Genomic DNA, 8,018 nt, shown 5'->3' with positions numbered 1-8,018 from the left:
TGTGTATCCGGATATCATGGTTGCTGATTATTCTCTTCTGACCAGAAAAGGGGAGAGAGTACGGTCGGTCCATGAGAGTCCTGTTGTATTACCCTCTTGTCCCTCACCGGATGATGAGGATGCGTTTGCCGAGATGTTTCATGGATTTCGCCAGATTCTCAGGGCACTCCGGGACATCCGGGTATTCGGTCATATCATCCATCTTTATGATCCGACTCCGGTTGAACTTGAACTTGTGTCAGGGAATAAGAACCTGCTATTTTTGCACAATCCAACCCTTGTCAGTCTTGAGGAGCTTTTAGAGCATACGTCAGATCTTATCATTCAATCAGAAACAATACCGTTTGTTGATGATCTGATGGACCGGTTCCAGGTCAGAACCCTCATCCTCTCTGATGCATCTGAACCGGCCCTCATGGATGTGCTACCGTATGTGGATACGGATCATCTGAAGGTAGCAGGGTATGGTGTCGGCCCTGAAGAAGAGTACTGGAAAAAAGTAAAGGAGTCAGCGATTATTTTTGTATAGTGTCAGAATACCGTGCAATCTCCTCAAACCACCGGTTCTTTTTCAGGAAGTACAGGAGAATCTTATCTTTGAGAGTAAAGTTGAAAAATCCCCCCGCCGCATTGGGATGACCTCCGCCCCCAAACTCCCTGGCAATTTTGTGGGAGATAGGGGGGACAGATCTGATAGAGAACTTTCCTGACCGTGAGACGAGGATCTCAATATCTGATCCAAGTTCTTTTCTTAGATATGCAGCGGTTTCACTTGGATACCCGAACATCGGGGTGACAACGGTGCGATATTTTGTTCCGAGAATACTTGCTGCACGCTTTGTCCGTTCCATGACACGATTCATCTCACGCATGATGTCCTCATATTCACTTCTTATCTTCTTGTCATCAAAGACACCCAGCATGAGCATATCACGGACATGTTCCCGGTTTTCATGACGCTGGAGGACAAGACCGAGAACTCCGGAGCGTGGATCCTGGTGCTTCCAGAGGTCATAATCGCAGACGACGAGTGCTATCTCCTGGGTGATTACATCATCCGGTGTCAGATCACTGGCACAGATGCCGCATGCACACCGGCCAGTATCGATGTGGAGGAGGTCAACGATGCTTCTCACGATACCAATCTCATCCTCATGCCACCGGTGATGATCACGCCATTCAACTCTCCAGCCTTTTTGTTTTAATTTTTTAAGATGCTGCTCAATTCCTTTCCTATACGACAGGTCACTAATAGAGAGCGTGTCCCCTTTGCCTGCAATCTGGGAGATGATATCCAGATACATCGGGAATTTTCCGACCGAACTGAATACTGTGTACACTCCTTCGTTCCTGAATCTGATCCGGTGGACTGCATCAGCGCCAACTGCGTCAAAATCATTATGGGTGAGATGAACTACTTTTGCTGTCCGGAGAGCGATATCGGCCTGTATTTTTGTGATATTTGGTTTTGCACTCCGTCTCCTGAAAAACATCGGGATAATGTCGGTGTTCAGATACCTTAAGGGACGTGGTATAGGTCTTACAGGTCTCCGTATACGTACATGGGATTGAGATTCAAATAACAAGTATTAATTAGGCATGAGTGTAATCTGTATAGTCGCGCCTCAGTAGCTCAGACTGGGAGAGCGCCAGACTGAAGATCTGGTTGTCCCCGGTTCAAATCCGGGCTGAGGCATAGAAATCAAAGTATAGTACCTTATCAATAAGGTATGAATTTTTTTAACAACATCATTTTTATTTTCAATTTTTTATAGTATTAATCGCTATTGATAGTTAGAATGGTTCATACCATCGTGATTTTTTATAATGTATCGCTCAGCTGTACGAGTGCTTCAAATCATATTTTATCGTATACTGATTTTCTATTGTCCGGCACTGATTAGAAAAATAACTAATGTATCATCCCGGATAGCCATAATAATCTGATATGTCCCAATTGCCTATTTATATCATGGGTCAGATCCTTTCGGTTTGGTCTATGGGATGATATGCTGATATGGTTTTCACAAATTGTTGGTAATATTTCGTATATCCGCGTTTTAGTTAATGAATCTAATTTTTGAATCTCTCTTTCAGCATGGTTGGTATATTGAAGATCATACATTACATGAAACCCGATTTCTTACCACATTCCTTGTGAGAAATGGTTACACCCTTTTCGTACTCTTCCAGGCCACTTTTTCCTGCTTCTTCTCCTGGGGATAATTCATCATCTCATTATAATAATATACGAAACGGTTTATTACTTCAATTGGACCTTCATCTGGCTTATTCTTTAATTTCTCAATCTTTTGTAAAAGAGATCCGGGGATTTCTACAGATATACTCATAATATTTTTATCTCACTGTATTGTCGCCAACTTTTCATCGTACCGACTTTTTTATACAGTTGCCTTAGTTTTTTTGAAGTCCGGATTTTGGGATTTCACGAAGAATCGATAATTTTTCTTGACACATGGCTGTATTTCGCCCCTATTCATCTGGATACGAAACCGATTCAGGTAATGTCATACTGATCCGTTGTATCTTTCAACCATCTGAATCTGCTTTTTTTATATTCCGCTCCATGCAAGGTATCTGTCATCAGTCAGCCAAGGCTGTCAGATAAATCATCACAAAGGACGACCAGGTAACTCCGGAGGGTCCAGGATGGAATAAACACAATTTCATAAGGCTATTATGACACGAATTTGCTTTTTAACAAAGATTTTTGCACTTATTCTGGTTTCAACATGCATCTTTTTCATTCAGTCAAGCAGTGCTGATAGAAATGAGAGTTCATATCTCCTTGCTTCAGATTCGAATCCCGACTATGATACGGTCTTTCCGGATGATGAAATTCGTGAGATATATATCACCATCAGCCCTGAATCCTGGACCGAAATGCAGGAAGACATGAAGACCAAGTATGGGGAGTTTGGGGGCGGGAGTATGCCCGGACCCGGAAGAATGGGTGCTCCGGGTGAAAACATGCCTGATTTTAATAGACCCGCAGGAATGAATCTGGCAAAACCACCTTATGAAAACGGTCCTGTTTTTCTAAATCAGGAAGATCCGGTATATGTCCCTGCAACTATCTCATTTCAGAACGAAACCTGGAATCATGTGGGAATCAGGTATAAAGGAGTAAATTCCCTGATGACTGCATGGAGCGAGGGAATCGGGAAGATATCCCTGAAAGTGGATATGGATCACTACGAGGATGAGTTCCCGGATACAAAAAATCAGAAATTTTTCGGGTTTAAAGAACTGAACCTGCAATCCGGAATGTCAGATGCTTCTGTCATACGGGAGAAACTGGCACCTGAAATCTTTCATGATGCAGGGGTGATCGCCCCTGAGACCGCTTTTTACAAGGTATTCATAGACAAAGGAGATGGATTTGAATATTTCGGCCTCTATACCCTCGTTGAAAGCATTGATGATACCGTAATTAAAACCCAGTTCTCAAACGGAACCGGAAATCTCTATAAACCGGAGGGAGAAGGTGCAACCTTTGCATCCGGAAAACTCAATCTCTCTCACTTTGAGAAGAAAACCAATGAAGATGAAGAGGATTACTCTGACATCGAACAACTTTATCGCACCCTGCATTCAGAGACACGAACTGAAAATCCTGAATTGTGGCGATCAGAACTCGAGTCAATCCTTGATGTCTCTGAGTTTCTTATCTGGCTGGCAACCAACACGCTTATCAAGAACTGGGATACGTATGGGGGAAATGCACGGAATTATTACCTGTACAATAATCCGGATACCGGGACATTCAGCTGGATCCCCTGGGACAATAATTATGCATTCATGGATGGTATGGGGAAAACCTTTGGAGGTGATGGCCCTCTCGGGATGAATAAAACACCGGGTTTCGGGTTTGCACCGCCTGAAGGGATGAACATGTCTATGCCCGAAATGCAGGTATCTGGACAAGGGTGGGGGCCGGATGGAATGAATAATCCGAACCAGTCTGGTTTCATGCCACCGGGAGGGATGAACATAACCATGCCTGGAATGGATGGGCAATTCGGCCCAGGTATGGGAATGGGTGGCAGTGTATCCTTTTCAATGGAGAATGTGACCGACAGATGGCCGCTTATCAGGTACCTTATGGATGATCCTGAGTATCATGCACAATATGTTCAAATTCTAAAAAGAGTGGCTGAATCCAGTTTTCATCCAGAAAAGCTGGAAATGATCTGTGATCACTACCATGATACCATTGCATCATCAGTAATCGGATCGGATGGTGAACGAGAAGGATATTCCTATCTTACGAATGAATCAGATTTTGATGCTGCTTTTGAAGATTTGAGGGCACACATCAGATCCCAATATGAAAAGGCAATGGAGTATGTAAAATCTCAATCAAATACATAAAATCCCTTTCTCTTTTGCTCCTCCTCACTCTTTTGGAGAAGAAAATCATCGACATCATTTTCTTCTCAAAAAAGACATTTATTCTGATAATATTGGATTCAGAACCTTCACTCAAGCGGAAGATCTTCGATATAATCGATGATATCCATCATGAATCCAAACCTGACCGGTTTTTTGATTTCCTCATAATAACTCTTATTTTGGTTAATGTAGCCCTTATCTTCCTGGAATCATACCGATCTATCTATGAACAATTTCGCGAAATCGCTACTTTCATTGAAATTATAACAGTCCTGGTCTTTACCATTGAATATATATTGAGAATATGGACATGTACCTGTTACACGGATTATCGTGATCCGGTGAAAGGAAGGCTCAAATATGCATGTACTATCTACATGATTATCGACCTAATCGCAATTCTTCCCTTTTACGTTGCACTCCTTTTCCCATTTCATCCAAGGGTCGTTCAGTTCTGTAGATTATGCAGAATTTTCAGGATATTCAAACTCCTACGTTATTACAGTACAGTCGATGTCATCTTCTCCGTCCTCGTTAAAAAAAAGGATTATATCTTCTCGATCATCCTCATTCTCTTCACCTTTCTTATCTCCTCCACCTTTGTCATGTACACCGTTGAATCTGAAGCTCAACCAGAAAATTTTGAAGATTTTGATAATGCCCTGTGGTGGGCGGTCGTCACTATGACAACGGTCGGATATGGAGATGTGTACCCGGTCACTCATATCGGGAAAATGTTTACTATCGTGATGTTACTACTTGGAATTGGAATTATTGCGCTTCCAACCGGTATTATTGCATCAGGATTTCTTGATGAGATGAGGATTCGGAGTGAACATGAGGAATACAAAAGAATTCCTTCGGTAGCCGATGAGCTGAGAAAAATACATGAGTTAAAAACCGACGGAGTTATTTCAGAAGAGGAGTTCCTGGAATTAAAGAAGAGAATACTTCTGCAACATGAAAAGGAGATGAATCGCCGGTAAATCATCCCCGGATCTCTCACGAACATCGATGAAAAAGGCAATTTCAACAGACCTTATCAGAGGTTTATTCAGTTTTTCCAGGAGAGAGATGAAGATGACGGGATTCTTCGACCGGTCTGGTGTCTGAACCCTGACTCTTTTTCGGGATGACCGGAGGTCCCTCTTCATAGGTAATTACAATATCCGCTGAATCCCGGATAAAATCTATCTCAAGAATATCCACCTGTGTAATTACAAGTCCGGTTCTTTCTCTTAAATCTTCAATTAACCGGTCATGTTCATCGGCTCTGACAAGATCAATCTTCTCATACTTAATCAGTTTCTTCTGTTCATATCTGAACCCCCATTTCTGTTCAAGAATAAAGAGCACAGCAATGATCACAGAGTCAGAGAGGCATAATTTCATAATATCCCCGCCATTATAGAGGATTGAGTTCATGATAGGCAGAGCAACCATGACAAAGAGGTAGGTCATCTCCCGGATGGGAACAGTATCGGTCCGGTACCTGAGAACAGAAAACAAAGCAAAGAGACCAAACCCAACTCCGATTGAGAGTTCTACCGATGTAAAAAGTCCCATCACCAGGTATATGACAGTTGAGAATGCCAGGAATGTAAATATGTAATCCTTGGCTCGTTTTCTCGGGTAATAGATCCATCGTGCGATGATTACCGCTGCAAGAAGATTGATGAGAATTCCGGCAAGGAATGAACCATAGGTATCGGTTACCATAATACCGGTCCTCCATTGGTAAGTTTATTCAGAATCCGCAGAACCATCCGGAAGTTGTTATGTTTCACAAAATCGCCATACAACAGGGATATTCCAATGCAGTATTTAGAAAATCCCCGTGGTCGTAATCTCATCATATTCAGATATTCAAGGGCAGGAGACCTGGTATGATCAGAACTTCTCTTTATTTCAGCGATGACAATGCTTGGGAGCAGAATATCCGTTGAACCAGAACGAAATGATAGATCGATATCAAGAGTGATCCGTTCTGGATGAACTGCAGATACAAGTGTAATTCTTCTGTATTCGTTTATCAACACCGGTTTATATTGTGAGTAGTCAAAGGGGAAACATGAAGAGAGAAATTCACGGATATCTGATTCCAGTCTGGTGACCAGCCCTTCGGTCTGCAGACGGTGTTTAATCGTCAGACCAGTATTCTTCTTCTCCTTTACCTCGAGGAACGTGAGTTCAGAACCGATATAGGACCGGGTTCTTACTTTGTACCGTGGTTTTCGCCCGTTATGATGAGCGAGGTATAACTGGAATTCCGGAGAGTCATAGTATGTTGTTGAATAGGTCTGAACCTGTTTTCCATCCACTTCAACGATGTAGTACTTTTCCTGAAGGTACTCGAGGAGATCGAGAGCCTGATGTGTGGTGAGCAGGTATTTTGATTCTTTCCGGTTTTGTAGGATTGCATGAGAAATATTAGAAATATCTACCGGCCTGAACCTTGAGAGAATGGTATCCAAGGTTGGATGAATCTGATCTTGAGTTGATGTCTTAGTTTCGAATATTGGTTCAAGGGTATGGGATTGAATATTTTTTATCATTAGTATCTGTCCTTTCCATGGGAATTGAATTGTTCATAGAATCCGTAGGTTATCATGGGTTTGTATGGGGATCCTTCATTGATGAGATGGCACTTGTGAGATGGTAAGTGATTATCAGGAGGAATTGAAAAATATTACAGAACTAAAGAGTTGGATATTTGATAAAGTTGTAAGAAATTCATTAAATGAGGATTCTTGTTCCCTGCTTCATCGAATCCTCTGAGCCACCCTTTACACCTCCCAGTCCAAGTATGAGGTCAGGGACTGTTCACTCCGCATTTTCCGATCTCAACCGGAAAAGATTTCATTAAAAGATCTGAACCGTGAAAAAATGCCCTCCTCTTATGCCTGAAAGAAATGGAGATAATTCATCCTTTGGTGACCAGATTAAGGCGGGATTCTACCGAGTGATATAATCAGGTAAACAGATCCTTTCTCCACAAATGGAGAAGGAACGATTCTCTGAAGATGGTCATAGAAAGAAGAGTAATGGATTCACAATTCTGGGATTTAATACTCATCTCCCTCTCCTGATACAAGTAATTGTTTCACGTGAGAAACAGGATCGCTGTCAGTGGTCGCAAGGAGACATCTAAATTCCCCTTAATCATCTTTATTTTCTGAAATAAGGGCATATTCTAAAGTTGAATAATCTCTAAAAACCTATCTTGTAATTTTGAACTTATTTTCAAAATAAAGGCGATTTTCTTATGTTAATATCAAACCCCTATAACATCACCACGAAGTGCCTTATAAATACGAAGGTACCATCATGATCCCCCTCTATGAGGGCGTTGAAGAAACCCAAAACACTCATTTAAATGGGAGACTTTAAAGAGGAACTTTTTTGAGGTAGATCGACATAATGCCAGATAAACCCCCTTCACCCTCGTCTGGTTGAATATTTCGGATCGTGTCTGACTGGGATTGCTGTTATTGGGGTGTTGTATAAACAAAAAGCAAAACACGACAATTTCGGGGCTGAATCAGAAACATCTCATTTCAATCAATGACTCTAGTACACGAAAACAATTTATTTTTTCCTCA

At 41.8% G+C, this 8,018-nt stretch carries 6 protein-coding genes and 1 tRNA gene; 4 read left to right on the top strand and 3 right to left on the bottom strand.

Features of this window, described 5'->3' with window-relative positions; translation table 11 throughout:
* Positions 1-529 (top strand): hypothetical protein (locus PLA23_RS00450; protein WP_324473552.1); only part of this gene is annotated, 529 nt, incomplete at its 5' end.
* Here the strand turns inward: PLA23_RS00450 and PLA23_RS00445 are convergent.
* Positions 516-1,493, bottom strand: a complete 978-nt coding sequence (locus PLA23_RS00445; protein WP_324473551.1) for a DHH family phosphoesterase — start codon at positions 1,491-1,493, stop codon at positions 516-518. The genes PLA23_RS00450 and PLA23_RS00445 overlap by 14 nt on opposite strands.
* Before the next feature lie 129 nt (positions 1,494-1,622).
* On the opposite strand from PLA23_RS00445, the gene PLA23_RS00440 reads away from it, so the two are divergent.
* The 3 genes from PLA23_RS00440 (at position 1,623) to PLA23_RS00430 (ending at position 5,402) form a co-directional block, all read left to right on the top strand.
* Positions 1,623-1,696 (top strand) — tRNA-Phe (locus tag PLA23_RS00440).
* A 1,004-nt stretch (positions 1,697-2,700) separates the two neighbouring features.
* Complete coding sequence (locus tag PLA23_RS00435; protein ID WP_324473549.1) at positions 2,701-4,395, top strand: CotH kinase family protein; 1,695 nt, start codon at positions 2,701-2,703, stop codon at positions 4,393-4,395.
* 92 nt (positions 4,396-4,487) lie between these two features.
* The gene (locus PLA23_RS00430) at positions 4,488-5,402 is read left to right on the top strand and encodes an ion transporter (protein ID WP_324328322.1); all 915 of its coding nucleotides are present in this window, start codon (positions 4,488-4,490) and stop codon (positions 5,400-5,402) included.
* Positions 5,403-5,466: 64 nt separating this feature from the next.
* On the opposite strand, the gene PLA23_RS00425 is transcribed toward PLA23_RS00430, so the two are convergent.
* Entirely contained in the window at positions 5,467-6,135 is a 669-nt protein-coding gene (locus PLA23_RS00425) for a DUF4956 domain-containing protein (protein ID WP_324473548.1), read from the bottom strand.
* Complete coding sequence (locus PLA23_RS00420) at positions 6,129-6,890, bottom strand: polyphosphate polymerase domain-containing protein (protein WP_324328318.1); 762 nt, start codon at positions 6,888-6,890, stop codon at positions 6,129-6,131. The genes PLA23_RS00425 and PLA23_RS00420 overlap by 7 nt, the downstream gene beginning before the upstream one ends.
* Positions 6,891-8,018 lie beyond the last annotated feature (1,128 nt).

This window comes from Methanospirillum sp. (assembly GCF_035406105.1).
GTDB lineage: Archaea > Halobacteriota > Methanomicrobia > Methanomicrobiales > Methanospirillaceae > Methanospirillum.
Note: the sequence above shows the minus strand (reverse complement) of the source record. Positions and strands in the feature narration are given on the sequence as shown.

Excerpts from the sequence above, each read along its gene's own strand:
- PLA23_RS00445 (WP_324473551.1), bottom strand. The coding sequence starts at position 1,493 with ATGTTTTTCAGGAGACGGAGTGCAAAACCAAATATCACAAAAATACAG.
- PLA23_RS00435 (WP_324473549.1), top strand. The coding sequence starts at position 2,701 with ATGACACGAATTTGCTTTTTAACAAAGATTTTTGCACTTATTCTGGTT.
- PLA23_RS00425 (WP_324473548.1), bottom strand. The coding sequence starts at position 6,135 with ATGGTAACCGATACCTATGGTTCATTCCTTGCCGGAATTCTCATCAAT.